Annotated in this window: 16 protein-coding genes; 10 read left to right on the top strand and 6 right to left on the bottom strand. The window is 37.4% G+C overall.

Going from position 1 to position 20,471, the window contains the following annotated elements:
• The first annotated feature begins 44 nt into the window (after positions 1-44).
• The 9 genes from V7P73_RS00195 (at position 45) to V7P73_RS00155 (ending at position 11,581) form a co-directional block, all read left to right on the top strand.
• Complete coding sequence (locus V7P73_RS00195) at positions 45-518, top strand: DUF6428 family protein (protein ID WP_333850336.1); 474 nt, start codon at positions 45-47, stop codon at positions 516-518.
• Positions 519-528: 10 nt separating this feature from the next.
• A complete protein-coding gene (locus V7P73_RS00190) occupies positions 529-1,020 on the top strand; it encodes a GNAT family N-acetyltransferase (RefSeq protein WP_056013483.1) in 492 nt (163 codons plus the stop codon).
• Between the two features lie 27 nt (positions 1,021-1,047).
• On the top strand, positions 1,048-1,821 hold the full coding sequence (locus V7P73_RS00185) for a metallophosphoesterase family protein (RefSeq protein WP_333850332.1): 774 nt from the start codon (positions 1,048-1,050) through the stop codon (positions 1,819-1,821).
• Between the two features lie 18 nt (positions 1,822-1,839).
• Complete coding sequence (gene gcvH, locus V7P73_RS00180) at positions 1,840-2,217, top strand: glycine cleavage system protein GcvH (RefSeq protein WP_056013310.1); 378 nt, start codon at positions 1,840-1,842, stop codon at positions 2,215-2,217.
• A 3-nt stretch (positions 2,218-2,220) separates the two neighbouring features.
• A complete protein-coding gene (gene arsB / locus V7P73_RS00175) occupies positions 2,221-3,246 on the top strand; it encodes an ACR3 family arsenite efflux transporter (RefSeq protein ID WP_056013313.1) in 1,026 nt (341 codons plus the stop codon).
• 174 nt (positions 3,247-3,420) lie between these two features.
• Complete coding sequence (locus tag V7P73_RS00170; protein WP_082474554.1) at positions 3,421-3,747, top strand: DUF6660 family protein; 327 nt, start codon at positions 3,421-3,423, stop codon at positions 3,745-3,747.
• Between the two features lie 142 nt (positions 3,748-3,889).
• Positions 3,890-8,254, top strand: a complete 4,365-nt coding sequence (locus tag V7P73_RS00165; protein WP_082474556.1) for a CusA/CzcA family heavy metal efflux RND transporter — start codon at positions 3,890-3,892, stop codon at positions 8,252-8,254.
• Position 8,255: 1 nt separating this feature from the next.
• Positions 8,256-9,512 carry an efflux RND transporter periplasmic adaptor subunit gene (locus V7P73_RS00160; RefSeq protein WP_056220648.1) on the top strand — a complete coding sequence of 419 codons (1,257 nt, stop codon included), beginning with the start codon at positions 8,256-8,258 and terminating at the stop codon, positions 9,510-9,512.
• Between the two features lie 17 nt (positions 9,513-9,529).
• Positions 9,530-11,581 carry a heavy metal translocating P-type ATPase gene (locus tag V7P73_RS00155; RefSeq protein ID WP_333850322.1) on the top strand — a complete coding sequence of 684 codons (2,052 nt, stop codon included), beginning with the start codon at positions 9,530-9,532 and terminating at the stop codon, positions 11,579-11,581.
• 263 nt (positions 11,582-11,844) lie between these two features.
• Here the strand turns inward: V7P73_RS00155 and V7P73_RS00150 are convergent, their stop codons facing one another.
• Positions 11,845-12,939: a hypothetical protein gene (locus tag V7P73_RS00150; protein WP_333850320.1), complete on the bottom strand. Its 1,095-nt coding sequence runs from the start codon at positions 12,937-12,939 to the stop codon at positions 11,845-11,847.
• Position 12,940: 1 nt separating this feature from the next.
• Complete coding sequence (locus V7P73_RS00145) at positions 12,941-13,756, bottom strand: RNA polymerase sigma factor (protein WP_333850319.1); 816 nt, start codon at positions 13,754-13,756, stop codon at positions 12,941-12,943.
• Between the two features lie 376 nt (positions 13,757-14,132).
• Here V7P73_RS00145 and V7P73_RS00140 point away from each other — a divergent pair, with 376 nt between their 5' ends.
• Positions 14,133-14,366 (top strand): helix-turn-helix domain-containing protein, encoded by a 234-nt coding sequence (locus tag V7P73_RS00140; protein WP_056012977.1) that lies wholly within the window; start codon positions 14,133-14,135, stop codon positions 14,364-14,366.
• Positions 14,367-14,639: 273 nt separating this feature from the next.
• Here the strand turns inward: V7P73_RS00140 and V7P73_RS00135 are convergent, their stop codons facing one another.
• The 4 genes from V7P73_RS00135 to V7P73_RS00120 all read right to left on the bottom strand — a co-directional run bounded on the left by V7P73_RS00135 (position 14,640) and on the right by V7P73_RS00120 (position 20,436).
• Positions 14,640-17,141 (bottom strand): multicopper oxidase domain-containing protein, encoded by a 2,502-nt coding sequence (locus tag V7P73_RS00135; RefSeq protein ID WP_442896946.1) that lies wholly within the window; start codon positions 17,139-17,141, stop codon positions 14,640-14,642.
• A 38-nt stretch (positions 17,142-17,179) separates the two neighbouring features.
• Complete coding sequence (locus V7P73_RS00130) at positions 17,180-19,219, bottom strand: copper-translocating P-type ATPase (protein ID WP_333850313.1); 2,040 nt, start codon at positions 19,217-19,219, stop codon at positions 17,180-17,182.
• Between the two features lie 85 nt (positions 19,220-19,304).
• Positions 19,305-19,775: a heme-binding domain-containing protein gene (locus tag V7P73_RS00125; protein ID WP_056028932.1), complete on the bottom strand. Its 471-nt coding sequence runs from the start codon at positions 19,773-19,775 to the stop codon at positions 19,305-19,307.
• A 1-nt stretch (position 19,776) separates the two neighbouring features.
• Complete coding sequence (locus V7P73_RS00120) at positions 19,777-20,436, bottom strand: DUF3347 domain-containing protein (protein WP_333850311.1); 660 nt, start codon at positions 20,434-20,436, stop codon at positions 19,777-19,779.
• Positions 20,437-20,471 lie beyond the last annotated feature (35 nt).

Genomic DNA, 20,471 nt, shown 5'->3' with positions numbered 1-20,471 from the left:
CAAAATATATCGCAATATTGCATTTAAACTATAAAGATTCAATTATGAAATTATCAGAAGTCAAACAAATTTTGCCAACATTAGAAAATGTTGAATTCCAATTAGAGAATGGTGCTTTTGTTCCTGAACATTTTCACGTTACGGAAGTAGGAATTATCAATAAAAACTTTATTGATTGTGGCGGTGTCATCCGTTCAGAGAAGGTTGTCAATTTTCAGCTTTGGAATGCAGACGATTTTGAACATCGTTTAAAACCTAACAAATTACTCAACATTATCAAACTTTCTGAAGATAAATTAGGAATAGAAGATTTTGATATTGAAGTTGAATATCAAAGTGAGACAATCGGTAAATATGATCTGGAATTTAACGGGAAAACATTTATTCTAAAAAATAAGACTACAGCTTGTTTAGCACAGGATGCTTGTGGAATTCCATCAGAAAAAGAAAAGAAAAACTTATCTGAACTTAATGTAAATCAAAACAATTCTTGCACACCAGGTGGCGGATGTTGCTAATTCAGTTGCTATGGAAATAAAGCCTATTACCAAAGAAAATTTTCCAGAGCTGGTAGAAATCTATGGTCAGGGATTAGAAACCAATATTGCCACTTTTCAAAATGATTTGCCAATATGGGAAGATTGGGATAAAGGACACCTTAATTTTTGCAGGATCAGTATTTATGAAAATAAAGAAATGCTTGGTTGGGCTGCATTATCTCCTGTCTCCAGCAGATGTGTTTATTCGGGCGTAGCTGAAGTAAGTGTTTATGTAGCAACAATTGCAAGAGGGAAAGGGATTGGTGAAATGTTGTTGAATGAATTGATTAAACAAAGTGAGTCAAATGAAATATGGACTTTACAATCCGGGATATTTGCAGAAAACCAAAATAGCATAAGATTACACGAGAAATGTGGTTTCAGGATCATCGGCTATAGGGAAAAAATTGGAAGAAAGAATGGGGTTTGGAAAGACACTGTCTTGATGGAATGCAGGAGTAAAATTACTGGAATAGATTAGAAATAAAAATTATAAAATCAACAAAAAATGAAAATTGCATTATTCAGCGACATTCACGCTAATCTTCCTGCATTGGAAGCATTCTTTACAGATGTTGAAAAAAGAAATCCCGACAGCATTTATTGTTTGGGAGATTTAGTAGGTTACAATATCTGGCCAAACGAAGTGGTCAATGAAATCCGTAAAAGAAGAATACCAACTATTGCAGGCAACTACGATTTTGGTATTGGGAGAATGAGCAATGAATGCGGTTGCGCCTACAAAACAGACGCTGAGAAGGACAACGGAAACATTTCCATTTCTTTTACTAATTCTTTGATGAAAGACGACGAACGTGCGTACCTGCGTACACTTCCAGCACATATAAAAGTAGAATTTCAATTGAATGAAGACAAACTAAACCTGCTTTTGGTACACGGGAGTCCGAGAAAAATAAATGAATATCTTTTCGAAGACCGTGAAGAAAAAAGTATGCTCCGCATTATGGAACAGGCCGATGCCGACATTATGTGTTTCGGACATACACACATACCATATCACAGAGTTTTAAATTCGGGTATTGATGGTCAAGATCATTTTCGTCACGCAGTAAATATCGGTTCGGTTGGGAAGCCGAAAGACAATGATATCAGAGGTGGTTATGTGATGTTGACAGTTGATGAAAACAGTTCTATTTTGAACAAAGAAAGCATCAGTGTAGAATTTATCCGTTTTGACTATGACTTTGAAAAGGCAGCAAAGGCAGTGGAAGACAGCCCTCTTCCAAACGAGTATGCAGAAAATCTAAGACGTGGCTATTAATCTTCAAAAATCTAAAAAATGGAACTTTTAAAAGATTTATATTATTCTAAAGAACATACTTGGGTTCGTATTGAGAACAAAATTGCAACTGTCGGTATTACAGCATTCGCTCAAAAAGAATTGGGAGAAATCGTATACGTTGACTTGCCGAATGTTAATCATAACTTCAAACAAGACGAAGTATTTGGTTCTGTAGAAGCCATTAAAACCGTCAGCGACCTATTTATGCCTCTTTCAGGGAAAATAATTGAAACCAATGAGCAACTTTTAAAAGAGCCAACGATTGTAAATTCTAATCCATTTGATAATGGCTGGATGGTGAAAATTGAAATTGAAGACCTAAGAGAAACTGAAAATTTATTAACAGCGGAACAATACGCTCAACTCAATAATTAGACGATGCAACCAAAATTAAAATTCCTCGACCGCTTTCTTACCTTATGGATTTTTTTAGCAATGCTTTTGGGCGTTGGGTTGGGATATTTCTATCCTAATATCTCTACTGTCACAAATTCTTTGTCTGTCGGAACAACTAATATTCCTTTAGCAATAGGATTGATTTTGATGATGTATCCACCGTTGGCAAAAGTGGATTATACTCTTTTACCAATGGCTTTTAAAGACAAGAAAGTAATGTCGGTATCATTACTTCTAAATTGGATTATCAGCCCTATTTTAATGTTTGTTCTAGCTATCATTTTTCTACGAGATGAGCCGGACTATATGATTGGTCTAATTTTGATTGGTCTGGCAAGATGTATTGCAATGGTCATTGTCTGGAACGATCTGGCAAAAGGTAATCGGGAGTACGCAGCACTGCTAATCGCATTAAACAGTATTTTCCAATTGGTGTTCTATAGTTTTTATGTCTGGCTTTTCATTAATGTACTACCACAAAAACTAGGCTTAGGTAATTTCAATGTTGCTGTACCAATGAAAGACGTTGCCGAGAGTGTATTCATTTATTTAGGGATCCCATTTATTGCAGGATTTTTGAGCCGCTATTTCTTGATTAAATTGAAAGGAAAAGAGTGGTTCAATAGAAAATTCATTCCGGCTATTTCACCTATTACTTTGTATGCTTTGCTGTTTACTATAGTATTGATGTTCAGTTTGAAGGGAGACAAAATTTTAGAGCTACCAATGGACGTTGTTAAAGTTGCTATCCCATTAGTAATTTACTTTGTTCTCACATTCTTCATCAGCTTTTTCATTAGTAAGGCATTGAAGGTGCCTTACGATAAAAACGCATCGATTGCTTTTACGGCAACTGGAAACAATTTTGAACTAGCGATTGCCGTTGCTATAGCAGTTTTTGGAATCCATTCTTCACAAGCATTTGTTGGGGTCATCGGCCCTCTTGTGGAAGTACCTGTTTTAATTTTATTGGTAAGGGTTAGTTTGTGGCTGAAACAAAAATATTAGAATTCATCTTAATTGTAAACAGCTCGTAATACAGAAATAGTTATTTTTACAATTTTGATGATTTTCTAAAGTGTTTATCCATCTCATTTATCCCTTGACATAATGTAGTCCTACGATAATTTTTCGTTACAACCAAAGACACAATAATAAAATTATATTTAATACTTTTGTAAAGTGAAAGTTTTAAGACTCATATTGACATTCTATTTCATCGCATTATTGGTAATGCCTTGCAGTGATATCAATGCAAAGTCTTTATCAAATCATTCTTCCAAAACTTCGATGCAGGCGGAGGATACTCATTCTGACGAAAGTGATGATACCTGTTCTCCTTTCTGTTTTTGTAGCTGTTGCCAAATCACGGTTATTGCATTTAAGGTTGAACCTTTATTAGAAATTCCAACAAAGATTTCCTTCTATTTTTCAAAAAAGATTCTTTTTCACAAGAATAATATTGCCTATCAGGTTTATGACCACATTTGGCAACCTCCCAAAATTTAATTTTTTACCGATTTTTTGAAAGACACTGTAATTGATGCATTGTCTTCAATATTATGTTTGCTGTACTATTATTATTGATATTCGGACAGGTTCTGCCTATTATTCAACAGCAATTTCTATAAAAAGTTAAATTAAAAATTCTGTGTTAGATAAAATCATAAAATTTAGCATCAACAACAAGATTGTTATTGGCGTAATGACCTTGTTGTTGATTATATGGGGCTCGTGGAGTGCAACGAGATTGCCCATTGATGCAGTTCCTGATATTACCAATAATCAGGTTCAGATCATTACAGTTTGCCCGACATTGGCGGGACAGGAAGTAGAGCAGTTGGTAACGTTCCCAATTGAACAGAGCATTGCCAATATTCCCAATATCGAAGAAACCCGAAGTATATCAAGATTCGGTCTATCGGTTATTACCGTTGTATTTAAGGAAAATGTTGATGTCTATTTTGCACGTCAACTCATAACTGAAAAACTGAAGGAAGCTTCCGAAGAAATCCCGAAAGGCGTTGGAACGCCTGAGCTTTCGCCAGTCAGCACTGGTTTAGGGGAAGTGTACCAGTATATTCTCCATCCGAAAAAAGGTAGCGAGAAAAAGTATTCCTCCAAAGAACTGCGAACAATGCAGGATTGGATCGTAAGAAGACAGCTGAACGGAACTCCCGGTGTTGCAGAAGTCAATAGTTTTGGAGGAGAACTGAAACAGTATGAAGTAGCTGTCGATCCCAACCGTCTTAGGGCAATGGGAATCAGCATCACAGACCTTTTCACCGCTTTAGAAAAGAACAATCAGAATACAGGAGGGGCTTATATTGATAAAAAACCAAATGCCTATTTCATTCGTGGAATCGGCGTCGTAACTTCGCTTGAGGATATTAGAAATATTGCCATTGATAATAAAACTGGCAGTGTTCCCATCTTTGTCAAAGATGTTGCGGAAGTCCGTCTCGGCAGTGCAGTTCGCTATGGAGCAATGACCTATAATGGTCAGGTAGATGCTGTTGGTGGTATTGTTATGATGCTGAAAGGAGCAAACAGTAATGAAGTTGTCAATTTAATTAAGGATAAAATTCCGACGATCCAGAAGTCACTCCCAAATGATGTGATTATAGAGCCGTTCCTGGACCGTACAGATCTTGTTGGAAGAGCAATTAATACGGTTGAGAAAAATCTTATTGAAGGTGCACTCATCGTAATTTTTGTACTGGTCGTATTCTTAGGAAATTTCAGAGCAGGATTGATTGTTGCCTCTGCAATCCCACTATCACTCCTTTTTGCATTAGGGATGATGAATGTTTTCGGAGTCAGTGCCAACTTGATGAGTTTAGGCGCGATAGATTTTGGATTGATCGTTGATGGTGCCGTGATCATCGTGGAGGCTACACTCCATCATTTGGGACTTAGAAAATCTACTCAAAGACTGACACAGTCAGAGATGGATGAAGAAGTTTTCCTTTCCGCTTCTAAAATCAGAAACAGTGCTGCATTTGGGGAAATTATTATCTTGATCGTTTATATTCCTATTCTAACTTTGGTGGGTGTTGAAGGTAAGATGTTCACGCCAATGGCAAAAACAGTTGGCTTTGCAATTTTAGGAGCTTTGATACTATCGTTGACCTATATTCCTATGATGAGCGCCTTGTTCTTATCTAAAAAGATTTCGACAAAAGCAAGTTTCTCTGATAAGTTGATGGATAAACTGCAAGGTATCTACCAGCCAATATTGCAAAAAGCGGTAAAAATTAAAGGAGTGATTGTTTCAGTGACTATTGCTTTATTCGCATTGAGCCTAATTATTTTTAGCAGGATGGGAGGAGAATTCATCCCGCAATTACAGGAAGGAGATTTTGCTTTTCACTGCATATTGCCCCAGGGAAGTTCACTGTCGCAAAGTATTGAAACGTCTATGCAGGCATCCCGAATCATCAAAGGTTTTGATGAAGTGAAAATGGTAGTGGGAAAAACAGGGGCTGCCGAAGTTCCCACTGACCCAATGCCTCCGGAAGCGACTGATCTGATCATTGTTTTAAAGCCACAGGATGAGTGGAAGAGTAAAAAGTCTTATGATGAGCTGGCAGATGAAATTTCAGAAAAATTAGAATTGATTCCCGGTGTATTTTTCGAGAAGAACCAGCCTATACAAATGCGCTTTAATGAACTAATGACTGGAATCCGTCAGGATGTGGCGGTGAAAATCTTTGGTGAAAATTTGGATTCCCTTACAATTTACGCAGATCAGGTCGGTAAAGTCATTCAATCTGTTGATGGGGTTACTGCTCCACAAATTGAACGCATCAGCGGGCTACCACAGATCAATGTAGAGTATGACCGCACAAGAATGGCAAACTATGGGTTGAGTATTGAGGATGTTAACAATACTTTAAGTACAGCTTTTGCAGGTAAATCTGCTGGTCAGGTTTTTGAGAACGAAAGACGTTTTGACCTGGTTGTCAGACTCGACAGTCTTCACCGAACCAATATCGATGACGTCAATAATTTGATGATCTCAACTGGTACCGGAAACCAGATCCCACTTTCCCAGGTAGCGAATATCAGCTATAAACTAGGCCCATCTCAGATCAGCCGTGATGAAGGGAAACGTAGAATTGTGATTGGATTTAATGTGAAAGACCGTGATGTTGAAAGTGTAGTAAAAGATATTCAAACTAAGTTGGATAAGCAAGTAAAATTACCTTCAGGGTATTACTTTACTTATGGCGGTCAGTTTGAAAATCTCCAAGCCGCAAGCAAAAGACTGATGATTGCGGTTCCGGTTTCTTTACTCCTGATATTTTTTTTGTTATACTTCACATTCCGCTCATTTAAGCAGGCTGCATTAATTTTTACTGCGATACCGATGAGTGCAATTGGCGGAATTTTCGCATTATTGATAAGAGATATGCCATTTAGTATCAGCGCTGGGATTGGTTTTATCGCTTTGTTTGGCGTTGCCGTTCTTAATGGGATTGTTCTTATCGGAACCTTCAATCAATTGGAAAAAGATGGCGAAACCGATATTCTCAAACGTGTTTTTGAAGGAACCAAAACAAGACTTCGACCAGTCTTAATGACCGCAGCCGTAGCTTCATTTGGTTTTCTTCCGATGGCCATTTCAACAGGAGCCGGAGCGGAAGTTCAGAAACCGTTGGCAACAGTGGTTATAGGTGGCTTGATCACTGCGACTTTCTTGACGTTATTTGTTTTGCCAATGTTGTACATTATTTTCAATACAAAATTCAGAAAGAATCATTTTAAAATGAAATCTTTGACAACGATTGTCGTTGTAGGATTTTTACTTGTAGGGCAAACTTTAAATGCTCAAAATATAAAAACATTATCGGTGGAGCAGGCGACAGAAATGGCTTTGAGTAATAATTATTCAGTAAAAACGAAGGATCTGGATATTAAAGTTTCTGAAGCCTTAAAACCTACAGCCAATGAACTTCCAAAAATGAATTTTAGTGCGCAGCTTGGACAATACAACAGTCCGAAGTTTGACCAGTCGTTTTCCATTTCTCAAAGTATTCCTTTCCCGACTTTGTTTAAGGCAAGAAAGGAACTTATTGCTCAGGAAATCAAAGGGAAACAGATCAGCAGAGAACTAACTGTTAATGAGCTTGCAAAACAGGTCAGAACGTATTTTTATCAGATTGAATATTTACACTACAATCAGAAGAAACTAATGAAACTCGATAGTCTGTATCAGGATTTTATCAGGATTGCAACCGTCAGATTTAATGCAGGTGACATCAAGAAGATAGAAATCAGTACAGCGGAAACGCAGAAAGGTGAGATCAATCTATTATTAAATCAGAATAAAATCTATCTTGATAATGCTTACAAAAATTTGAAAACGCTTTTAAATACAGATGATCAAATCGAGATTCCGCTTAGTGAAAATTATCAGCCACTGAAATTTGAATATATATTGGACAGCACTACAATTGCCAATCATCCAACCGTCAAAGCATTCTATCAGGAAATGGAAATTGCCGAGAAAAATAAAAATGTAGAAAAATCCCAGGGCTTACCTGAATTCAGTTTGGGTTATACGAATCAATCGATCATTGGTTTTCATACCGTGAATGGGCAGGAAAAATATTACAATGCAGGGAACCGTTTTAACGTTGCCAACATTGGGATATCAATACCGTTGACGTTTGGAGCAACCAAAGCAAGAATTCAGTCCTTGGATTATCAAAAGCAAATGGCAAAATCCAATGCGAAACTTCAGCAAAAACAATTGTCCGCCCAACTTGAAAACGTATTGAACCAATACAAACAGGATATTCTGCAATATGAATATTATGTCGGTCAGGCTTTGCCAAATGCCGAAAAAATTGTGAAAGCTGGTCAGCTCGGTTATAAAACAGGAGAAATCTCCTACGTTGAATACCTTTTTGCATTGCAGACCGCAACCAATATTCAGCTCAAATATCTGGAATCAATTCAGCAGGTCAATCAGTCTGTGATCAACATTAACTCTTTAATCAATAAATAATATGAAACAACATATCATCTACATCGCCTTTGTCTTGGTTTTTTTCGTAGGCTGTGGAAAAAAGGATGCTTCAACTGAAGTGGAGGGCGAAGTGAAAACCGAACAAGCCGAAGAGCACGGCGAAGAAGCCCCACAGACTATCGCTAGCTTGACTGGAGAGCAAATGAAAGCGGTGGGCATCACTCTGGGCAAAATCGAGATGAAAGAACTGACTTCTACCATCAAAGCCAATGGAGCACTTAGAGTTCCGAACAATAATAAAGCGACCGTCACATCAATGTATGGTGGGATTATTAAAACTTTGAATGTGCAGATCGGGGATTTTGTAAGAAAAGGACAGGTAATTGCCTCCATTTCAAATCCGGAATACATTCAGTTGCAAGAGCAATACCTGACTGTGAAAAGTAGGATTGCATTTGCAGAACAGGAATACAGGAGACAGAAGGAATTATTTGATAATGATGCCGGCGCAAAGAAGAACCTTCAAAGTTCAGATGCTGAACTGAAAACCCTGAGAACACAAAGATCTTCTGTGCAGAGACAGCTTCAGATTATGGGCATCAATCCCGCCAATGTCAATAATGGAAATTTGCGATCCGGTTTAGTGATCACATCACCAATCAGTGGAACGGTCAGTACTATTTCTGCACAAATTGGAAGTTACGTTGACATCTCATCACCTGTTGCAGAAATCATAGATAACGGTTCCCTGCATCTCGATTTGCAGGTTTTTGAAAAGGATCTGCCAAAAATGAAAGTTGGGCAAATCGTCCATTTTAAATTAACAAATAATCCTGAAACCGAGTACGATGCAAAAATCTACAGCATTGGTTCATCCTTTGAAAACGACAGCAAAACAATTTCGGTTCACTGTTCTGTAACCGGAAACAAATCCGGACTGATCGACGGAATGAATATCACAGGAATTGTCAGCCTGGATAAAAGTACAACACCCGCAGTTCCAAACGAAGCCATTGTAGAAGCCGACAGCAAATATTTCATTTTTGTCAGAACAGACAAAAAAGCTGAAGAACATCACGAAGAGGCGGAAGGTGAACATTTAGATGAGAAGAAGATACCTGAGAAAGAAGAAAAAATGACAAATTTTGAAAAAATAGAAGTTGTAAAAGGTTCTTCCGATATGGGATATACTGCAATTACAACCGTTAATGAAATTTCTGCAAATGTGGAAGTTGTTATTAAAGGTGCATTTTTTGTCAATGCTAAACTGAGTAATTCCGGGGAACACGAACATTAATTTTAAAATCTACAACAATGGAACACAAACATATTTACGACAAGGAAGGAAATCAGCTTTGCTGCACACCTCAGGAAGGCAAGATCTACAATGATGCTGGAGCCAAAAAATTACTTGAGGATGACAAATGCTGTTCTACCAAGAATAACAAAGCTGAAGCGCACAGCGAGGACGACGGACACGACCACGACCATAGCACTGGTGAGAAAAATACATTTCAAATGTTTTTACCAGCAATTGTTTCTCTGGTTATTCTGTTGATAGGCATCGTACTGGATAACTTTTTTCCGCAGGAGTGGTTTCAAGGCTGGGTACGGATCGTATGGTATGCGGTGGCTTATTTGCCTGTGGGTCTACCCGTTCTAAAAGAAGCGTATGAAAGCATTGCCAAAGGTGACGTTTTTTCGGAATTTTTTCTAATGGGCATTGCTACTGTAGGCGCATTTGCAATCGGTGAATATCCGGAAGGGGTTGCTGTTATGTTATTCTACAGTGTAGGAGAGGTTTTCCAGACACTTGCTGTTTCGAGAGCAAAGAATAATATCAAAGCATTGTTGGATCAGCGTCCAGATGAGGTGACCATTCTTGAAGGTAACCAACCAAAGACCATCCCTGCCAAACAGGCGAAAATTGGAGATATTGTACAGCTAAAATCAGGAGAGAAGCTGGCTCTGGACGGAGAGTTGGTAAGTGAATCCGCATCGTTCAATACTGCTGCATTAACTGGTGAGAGTAAGCCTGATAACAAAAACAAAGGTGAGAGCGTGCTTGCCGGAATGATCAATCTACAGACTATTGCTCAGGTAAAAGTGACAACTGCTTACGAAGACAGTAAGTTGAGCAAAATTCTGGAATTGGTACAAAATGCGACGGCTCAGAAGGCACCTACTGAACTTTTTATCCGAAAATTCGCAAGGATTTATACACCCATTGTCGTCGGACTCGCAGTACTGATATGCCTACTACCATATCTGTTCGTGGAAAATTATGTTTTCCGTGACTGGCTTTACAGAGCATTAGTGTTCTTAGTTATCTCTTGTCCTTGCGCTTTGGTTATTAGCATTCCTCTAGGTTATTTCGGCGGAATTGGCGCAGCTTCAAAGAACGGTATACTGTTTAAAGGAAGTAATTTTTTAGACATTATCGCCAATATTAAAAATGTGGTAATGGACAAGACCGGAACAATGACCGAGGGCGTCTTTAAAGTTCAGGAAGTTACTTTAAAATCTGAATTTAATAAAGATGAAATTCTGAAGATGTTAAATGCTTTAGAAAGCAAGAGTACCCATCCGGTCGCTACGGCAATCCATCAATATGTCGGCGAAATCGACCATTCTATACAATTAGAAAATACAGAAGAAATTGCTGGGCGCGGATTGAAAGCCAGTATCAACGGAAAAGATCTACTTGTGGGAAATTTTAAATTGATGGATAAGTTCAATATCAAATATGATCTTGACCCTACTCAGATCGTTTATACAATAATTGCAATTGCATATGACGGAAAATTTGCAGGCTACATTACTATTGCAGACAGTATAAAAGCGGATGCACAGCTGAGCATTGATAAACTTAAAGCCTTAGGTGTAAAAACCACGATGTTAAGTGGAGACAAGAGCACTGTTGTACAATTTGTTGCAGATCAACTGGGAATTACTAACGCCTTTGGCGATCTGCTACCGGAAGATAAGGTCAACAAAGTAAAAGAGATCAAATCACAAAATGAAACAGTTGCCTTTGTAGGAGACGGCGTCAATGATGCTCCTGTTGTTGCCTTGAGTGATGTAGGTATTGCAATGGGTGGATTGGGAAGTGATGCAACCATTGAGACCGCAGATGTAGTTATCCAGGATGATAAGCCAAGCAAAATACCGATGGCAATCAATATCGGAAAGCAAACCCGCAAGATCGTTTGGCAAAACATTTTTCTAGCTTTTGCTGTAAAAGCGATTGTACTGGTATTGGGAGCTGGTGGATTAGCTACAATGTGGGAAGCCGTTTTTGCTGACGTAGGAGTTGCTCTATTAGCTATATTAAATGCTGTCAGAATTCAAAGAATGACTTTTTAATAATGCTATTTATAAGTATTTAAAAAACAGAGATGCTCTAAAAGTACATTTATAACTTCATATTTAAGGCTCAACTAGATGGTTGAGCCTTAAATATAAAAGTTATTATCCTGAAGTAATCGTTTAATCTATTAATGAGCATTTGAAGTATTTTAAAACATAAGTAAAAAAAGAGCCCACGCCGTTGTATATACTCACTGAGTATTTAGTGAGTGTTCAACACCTCACCCTGCGGGTGTACAAGCACCCTCGTTATTTTTTTCCTATCCAATGATCAATTCTATACCCGCCTTTTCTGCTTTGTATTTTATTTTGGTCTGCAATTCATAATAACTCCAGTTGCGAAGCACAAATTCCTGTTCTTTAGCAATACCTATCTTGTCTTCCTGATTTTTAAGTATCAATGTGTCTGCCTTTTGCTGGATACAGAAATCGATAAGTTTTCGGCTATAAAGGTGAAGCCGATGACTTACATATCTGCTTTCCAGATTCTCTGTCTTATACAATGCTTTCTGTTTGCGTTTAACTCCATTTCCTGAACGGGCATAGGCGATACCGTCTTGAATCCTTTTCTGACTTGCCTGGATCGCAAGCCTGCGATACAGGAACTCCTCTTTCGAGCCAATATTGATTCGCACATTGTTGGCCTTTACCACTATCGGGTGTTCCAAAGACAGGGAAGCCTCTGCAATGATTTCGGGTTTTAATTTATGTTCTTCTTTTTCAAATTCAAATACAGCAAGCCAATAGATCTTTGCGGCTTTCAGCTGGATCTGTGATGTGCAAAGCTTTATCTCTCCCCTTAAAAGACGTTCCATTATCAATCGCTTGTCGGTAAAATCTTTCCCTAAATAAGTTTTAACCGGAATAGCAAACATATTGAAGCTATATGCTTTCTTTTCGGGATCATACTTCATTTTGCTGATGCATTTGACCGGAAGCGGAATTGGAATATCTTTCTTAAAGTTTCGCAATGATTTTGTTCCCTGCCAATAGTCGGCTTTGTTTTTAGAGAAGGTCGATTGAATCGTATTGTTCAGGCTTCCCAGAATATCAGTAGGGATTTCTCCCTTGAAACGATCGAAGACCATCCGTGCAGTTGTGTGTGTTTTTGATCTTGTAAATATTCCCATTTCATCTTTATTTACATCCGCCAGCTTGTATTGTATTTCTTCTGTAAGGTAAAAGAAATCCTTAATCATTTCCTGAACATACAGATGGGAAACGATAAAATTAGCCGCTCGGAAACAGCGGTTCTGATACCGGTAGAGTTTTTCCCACATCTCTTTTTGTTCATTTGCAGGAAGATCGATCAGCAACTGAATTCTTCGGGTCAATGTCATCGTGGATTTTTCCATTTCAAAGAGGTATTTCAGAAGTGTTTTGATTTTGTAAATATTGATATGCATACAGAAATTCCCGATGTACTTCCTTTTCAGGTAATTTGAGTTCTCGGGCAATAACTGTAAATGAAGATTTCTGCTCAAACCTTCTTTTCAAAATATCGAGTTGTTGACTACTGAGTTTTTCTGACTGTTCCTTGTTATCGAAAGCTTTTTCCTGTGGCTGTTCAAAAGAACTTCTATTAAGAATTTTTCGAAGATCATTTATAGCTCTGCTTACCTCATTGCTGATGTCTTTCACACTACTTCCCATTGCTTCTGCGATTGGTTTGTGCTGAAAGCCATATACCAAGCAAAGCTCGATCAGGTGTTTTCTTTTGGGATCCAGAACGGGTAAAACTTTTTTGACTTCATCGAAATTTTTCTGATCCGACTCGTGACTGAGGAGATTCTCTTTATCAGTCAGGGGATCATAACCCAAAAGATAATCCTGATAATTCTCAAAACTTTCAAGAGAAGCCATTAAGCGGCTGAATTTATTTCTTGGAGCAGTTACATACGATATAGAATCTCTTTTCATCACAAACCGTAAAAAGCCAGTAATATGATTAGGTGTTTCAATGGTGTCACGATGCAGCCACAATTTAAGGAAGGTGTCCTGAACGATAGTATTCACCACAAAATCATCCTTAAGCACCTGCCATCCAACCCAGAAAAGAAGTCTCTTGTAACGCAGATGAATATGTTCCAAAGCGGTTGGATTGCCTTTTTTCAACAGTTCGTACAACTGAAGATCGGTCAACTTTCTAGGCAATGATTCTGTTCTTTTCATAAGCAGCTTATTTTATCTAAATTATTGCTGGAAGTAACTGCTTAGATAAATAAGGTGAATTCCTTTGCATCATTGAAAATACTTACTACATTTTTCCTAAAAGAAAAGGCGTGGAACTCAGCTTACAGCATTAGAGGCACTGGTATACCTGTGTACGATAAGTGAGCCCACGCCGAAGTCGTGGGCACATTTACTTATCTCCTCGTACACATAAAATTACCAGTTTTCTAATGGAGAATCTAAGCAATAGCTTCTATATTTCTTTGAACTATCGCAAAGTTACACTCTTGTAAATTGTATTACAAAGATAACAAAAATAATTTAATTACGGTCGAACGACCGTAGAATTTCAATAACAAAATATTTCTTTTGTTATATGATTGACATAAACGAGAAAATCTGTTCGTATATAACTAAAAATTGGTTGATTCCTTGGCTTAAAGAAAATAAGTCACAGAACTCGTTTGCTAAAAGCCACGATATTGAAGAAAGTACTGTACGGAAAATCAAGAGTGATGGTACATATAGAATTCCTGTTGAAACACTTTATAGAATTTGTAAAGCAAGAAAACTTACTCTTGAACAATTTTTCAACCTCATTAACGAATAAAATACCGACAATAGTTGCTATTTTATTATTATAAAAATCTGTATTAAGATTATCGTTTGGTTAGAATATTCGTCACGCAGTTAAAAAAAAGAAGAGGTTTATTTACAATGAAAATTGTGAAATTTAGGTTTAACTTGATTATGTCGAGATTATATAAAAAAGGATTATTAATGGTTAATATAAATTATAGCAACAAAATCCATCTCAAAAAGATGGATTTTGTTTTAATGTAGAATAAAATTTGTGCGAATTTCTTTACATAATTCGTTGAAATTAATAATTAAGCGAAATACCAAATCCCCATCCCATATCACTGTCATAATGTGTACGAATACCCACATTTTTATTGATAATATATTTTAGCTCAGTCATATATTCCATATCGGTGTTTACCATAAAACCCGCCCTCAATCTTTTTGTAATCGGAATGTCTTCACGCATCAACGACAATCGTACAATACCATCGTGATATACTTCTGCCTGAAAGTTTACTAACATTGGCAAAGTGTACATCAAACCTAAACTAATGGCTCTACGTGTATCTTTTTCATTTTTTTGTCCAAATAAATTGGTTTCGTGTTCATCCATACCCATTTTACGATATCTCCAATCAAAACCAATAAAGGGCATAAACCATTGCATTTTACCTATGTATCGTCCTAAGTGCGTTTCTACTTCATACCCGTGCATATCATTATAGCCTAAACGCCATTCTGTACCTAAACTCCATCTTGCATTCTGAAGCATTGCGTCACCATCATTCCCATTGGTAGCGAAATCATTCTGCGCCATAAAGTGTGGCATATTACTCTCTCGCTGCAACATATTATATGCTTGTTTTTTGTCAGGTAAATTCGGATTTTGATAATCGTCAACTGCAAAAACTCTATTCATCCCCGACATCATATGGTAAAGTATATGACAATGGAAAAACCAATCTCCTTCTTCATTTGCTAAAAATTCGATGATATCTGTTTCCATTGGCATTATATCCAATACATTTTTAAGTGGTGATTTTTCGCCTTTACCGTTGATTACCCTGAAATCAAAACCGTGCAGGTGCATCGGATGTCGCATCATTGAGTTATTGTAAAGGGTAATGCGTAAGATTTCTCCTTTCTTTACAGGGATTTTATCAACTTCTGATAGGATTTTGTTATCCATACTCCACACATAGCGGTTCATATTTCCTGTAAGGGTAAATTTCAATTCTTTTACTGGAGCATCTTTAGGAAGTTCCGTATTGGAAGGAGATTGTAACATTGCATAATTCAGCGTTTTGATTTCTCCCAAAGCATTTGCATTGTAACGGTTGGGATCATTTTCCATATTCATATTGTGTTGACTATGATCTTCTTTCTGCTTACTATCTCCTGTGATTTCGGGATACATTACCACATTCATATCCATTTGGTTCAAGCTCATTTTCATTCCCATATCGTCCAAATCGCCATTCATCTTCATCATATCATTCATCATTTTCATTCCCTCAAAATATTTAAGGCGAGGAAGCGGAGAAATAAGCTGTTTAATACCATTGCCCACAAAATAACTTGCAGATTGTGTTCGGTCTTCAGTAGTGGCTAGAAACTCATAGGCAACCCCATCGTTAGGAATTGTTACTACTATATCATAAGTTTCGGAAACTGCAATGATTAATCTATCTACCTCTACTGGCTCTACATCATTACCATCATTGGCTACTACAGTAATTTTACCTCCTGCATATCGCAACCAAAAATAAGAGGATGCCCCACCATTTGACACTCGTAATCTTACTTTATCTCCTGCTTTTAACGTTTTACCATCAACCTTTTTTAAATCAGTAGAATGATTTCCGTTAATTAATATTTTGTCATAATACACATCGCTTACGTCCATTGCCAGCATCCGCTTCCATTCATTCTTTACTTTTGTTTTAAAATAACCTTCTCTAATGGCTTCTGCGTAAGATTGTGTTGCATTTTTTTTAATAGCCGCCCAATCATTGGCATTATGTAACATTCTGTTAATGTTATCCGGGTTAAGGTTTGTCCACTCACTTAAAATGATGGGTACGGTAGGCAAATCATCAATTCCCTCTCTAAAAGTTTTATCATCCTCACGCTTTTTCATTACAAAACTGCCATACATACCAATCTGCTCCTGCAGACCCGAATGTGAGTGATACCAGTGCGTTCCGTGTTGGATAATCGGAAAACGATAGGTATAAGTTGAACCTGCTGGAATGGGTTTTTGAGTAAGCCAAGGCACACCATCCTCTTTATTGGGTAAAAAAACGCCATGCCAATGTAGTGATGTACTTTCTTTTAATTGATTATGTACAACAATTTCGGCTGTATCACCTTCTGTGAAAGTGAGCGTGGGCATCGGTATTTGTCCATTTACTGCTATGGCTCTTTTTTCTTCACCTGCATAATTTACTAGAGTATCTTTTACAAACAGTTCGTAACGGACTGTTTTTGGCGGTTTTGTGTTTACAATTCTTTTTACGGTTTGAGGCTTTTCTTTTGGCATAGACATATTGTTCATTTTGTCCACCATTTTCGGCTGCTCTTTTGGAGGCATCTGCATTTCATCGTTCTTTTTGTTTGATGACTGCTTTACCGTTTTAGCCTTTTCTTTTATCAATTTCATACCACACTTTGGACAGTTGCCTGGTTTTGCGGCGTGGATTTCGGGATGCATCGAGCAAGTATAAGTTGCCTGTTGCACCTTTTCGTTTTTACTCATATCCATACCTTTCATATCCTGTGCTTGTGCAAAGGTGTACATGGCAAGGATGAATATTACTAATGTTATCTTTTTCATTTTTATTTTTTTATTTTTAAAAAACTTGCATTGATTGCAACTACAACTGTACTAACCGTCATTAAAACCGCACCTGCTGCCGGACTTAATAAGATGCCTTGTTTATATAAAACACCTGCTGCCAAAGGCAACGCAATAACATTATAACCTGTTGCCCAAATTAAATTCTGTATCATTTTTCGGTAAGTGGCTTTGCCAAATAAAATGAGGCTTACTATATCTTTTGGATTGCTGTTTACTAAAACAATACCTGCGGTTTCGGCTGCTATATCGCTCCCGCTACCAACTGCAATACCAACATCGGCAACTGCTAAAGCTGGTGCATCGTTTACGCCATCGCCTGTCATTGCAACAAATTCGTCTTTGCTTTGCAGTTCTTTTATTTTTTCTAATTTTTGATGTGGCAATACTTCGGCAATAAAACTATCCATGCCTAAAGTGTCACTTACACTCTTTGCTACTTTGTTGTTATCGCCGGTAAGCAAAATGGATCTGATATTGTTTTCTCTTAAGGTCTTGATTGCTTCTGCTGATTCAGGGCGGATTTCATCTGACAAAGCAATGTAACCTGCCAACTGATTATTGACGATTAGAAACACAACTGTCTCTGTGTCGTTGGCAGTAAAGCTTTCGGGGATTGCTACATTGTTTTCTTTTAAATATCCCGGACTAACCACCAATATTTTTTTGCCCTCAACAGTTGCTTCAACGCCTTTACCTGTGATGGCATTGAAATTTTCTGTTGCAGGAATTGTGATTGATAAGTCTTTTACTTTTCGCAATATGCCTGTTGCAATTGGATGTTCTGATTTTTGTTCCAATGCTGATGCAAGGCGAATGATTTCATTTTCGTCCAACTCTTTTTGCAACGAAACGACTTTTGATACTTCAAATTTTCCTACGGTCAATGTTCCTGTTTTGTCAAAAACTACGGTGGTTATTTTTCTTGCATTTTCAAAGGCTGTCCTGTTTTTAATAAGCAATCCGCTTTTAGCTGATAAGGCTGTAGATTTTGCAACAACCAATGGAACTGCCAAACCCAAAGCATGAGGGCAACAAATAACAATTACGGTTACCATTCTTTCCATTGCAAAAGCCAATGATTGCCCTGTGAGATACCAATATAAAAATGTGGCAATGCCTGTAACCATTGCTATAATCGTAAGCCATCTTGCAGCTTTGTCTGCTAATAGCTGCGTTTGTGATTTTGATTTTTGCGCATCGTCCACCAATTTAATTACCTGTGATAAGTAAGAGTCTTTTGCTGCATGGGAAACGGTAACTTTTATAGAACCGTTGCCATTGATTGCGCCTGCAATTACTTTATCGCCTTTTACTTTTTGTACTGGTTTGCTTTCGCCGGTAAGCATACTTTCATTCAGGTAGCTTTCGCCTTCTAATATTATTCCATCGGCTGCCACTTTTTCGCCTGGCTTTACTAAAATAATATCGTTCTCTTTTAAAGTGTCGGTCTTTACATCATGCACCATGTTTGGCATAACCATGTGTGCATCTGCTGGCATCAACTGCACCAATAATTCCAATTCTTTAGATGCACCTGCAACAGATTTCATTTCTATCCAATGCCCTAATAGCATAATAAGAATAAGCGTTGCCAATTCCCAAAAGAAGTCCATGCCCTGCAAACCAAATACGATTGCTACACTGTAGATGTATGCAACCGTAATGGCGAAGCCGATTAAAAACATCATGCCGGGGTTCTTTGCTTTTACTTCGTCAACCAATCCTTTTAAGAATGGAAAGCCGCCATAGAAAAATACAACGGTTGATAATGCAAAGAGTATGTATTGCGAACCTGCAAACTGCCAATCAACTTTCATAAAATGCTGTATCATGGTTGATAGCAACATGATTGGAATGGTTAGGATGAGCACAACATAAAACCTTTTTTTAAAATCGGCAATCATCATGGCATGGTGGTTATGTCCTGCCATGCCCATTGATGGGTTTGCTCCATGCTGCATATTGCTCATGTCATGCCCTGTATGGGTGTCTTTATTTTCTGTATGTTGATGTTCCATATAAATAATTTTATTTGCAACAATCCTTTTTGCGAATATAGATTGTTTTAAGAATGGTGATTAATATTTTTTTTGTGCACTGCTTTTAATTTTCTATTGAAAGGCTGTCTGCTTTTTTGTTCATCCAATCCATTATCAAACTTTTTTGCTCTTTTGAGAGCTTTGCGTAGCTGTGCATTATTTTATATGAAGCTAAAGGCATTTCATCGTCTTTAATTTGGTTTGCTATTCCTTTCAATTTACTTATTTGCCTTCGACTACTAATACTGCCAAACTCACTAAAGTTTAATTTTTCTTTGCCATTATCAATATGCCTTTTCATCATCCACGCCATAGGCTGTATGTTGGAATACCACGTATTTTTGGTATTATTGCTATGACAATCGTAACAGGCATTTTGTAAAATGTTTTGCACATTTTCCGGAACGGTATAAACTTTTGCAAAATCGGTTTTGTCAACCTGCCCCTTATTTACATTGAGGGCAGGCTGATATAATTGTATAGCAATAAAAAAAAACAGTACTATTGCCAAAATTATCTTTATTACTTTTTTCATTTTATAAATCCTTTTTCACAGAACCGCAGGTAAGCATTTGGCTGCCATAATAAGGATTTTTGATAGTCTTAGCTTCGCTAATCCAAACCGCACCTTTACCATCATTGTACATTGGGCAGTAGTCCTGATACAATTTTTGCGTAGTTCCAAATAATGTTATAAGGTCTGAAACATCTTTACTTAATGATGCTAAATGCTCTCTTTGATGGTCTATTTTATCAGCATTATCGCTAATATGCTCTGCATTTTCTTTGGCATTTTCCGCTATTTCCATATATTCTTTATGTTTATTCGCTGGGATAGCGTTCATATCCACATTTTTTAAGGTAGTAAACAATTGCTTTCCTGCATTAGCAGCTGCTTTGTAATTATCTGCAACAAGTGCATTTTTTAAAGCCAAATAATCCTTAATTATAGGTGCGATAGTAAACTTTTGAGCTTGCTTCACGTCGGATTTTTCTGCCTCTGGAGAAGACGTATCCGTTGAAGTAACAGTTGCTACCGTATCATTGTGTGTAGGTGATTGTAACTCCGGAGTTGCAGCAATTGTTGTGCTATCATTAGCTTGCTGGTCGCTGTTTTTATTTGAAGATTGATTGCAGGAAATTGTTACCGTTGCAACTGTTACTAATGTAATGATTGAGAAAATTATATTTTTCATTTTATTTATTTTTGATATTATTGAAGAAATTTATC

Source organism: Epilithonimonas sp., assembly GCF_036780765.1.
Lineage (GTDB): Bacteria > Bacteroidota > Bacteroidia > Flavobacteriales > Weeksellaceae > Epilithonimonas.
This window is presented reverse-complemented; position numbering and strand designations above follow the sequence as displayed.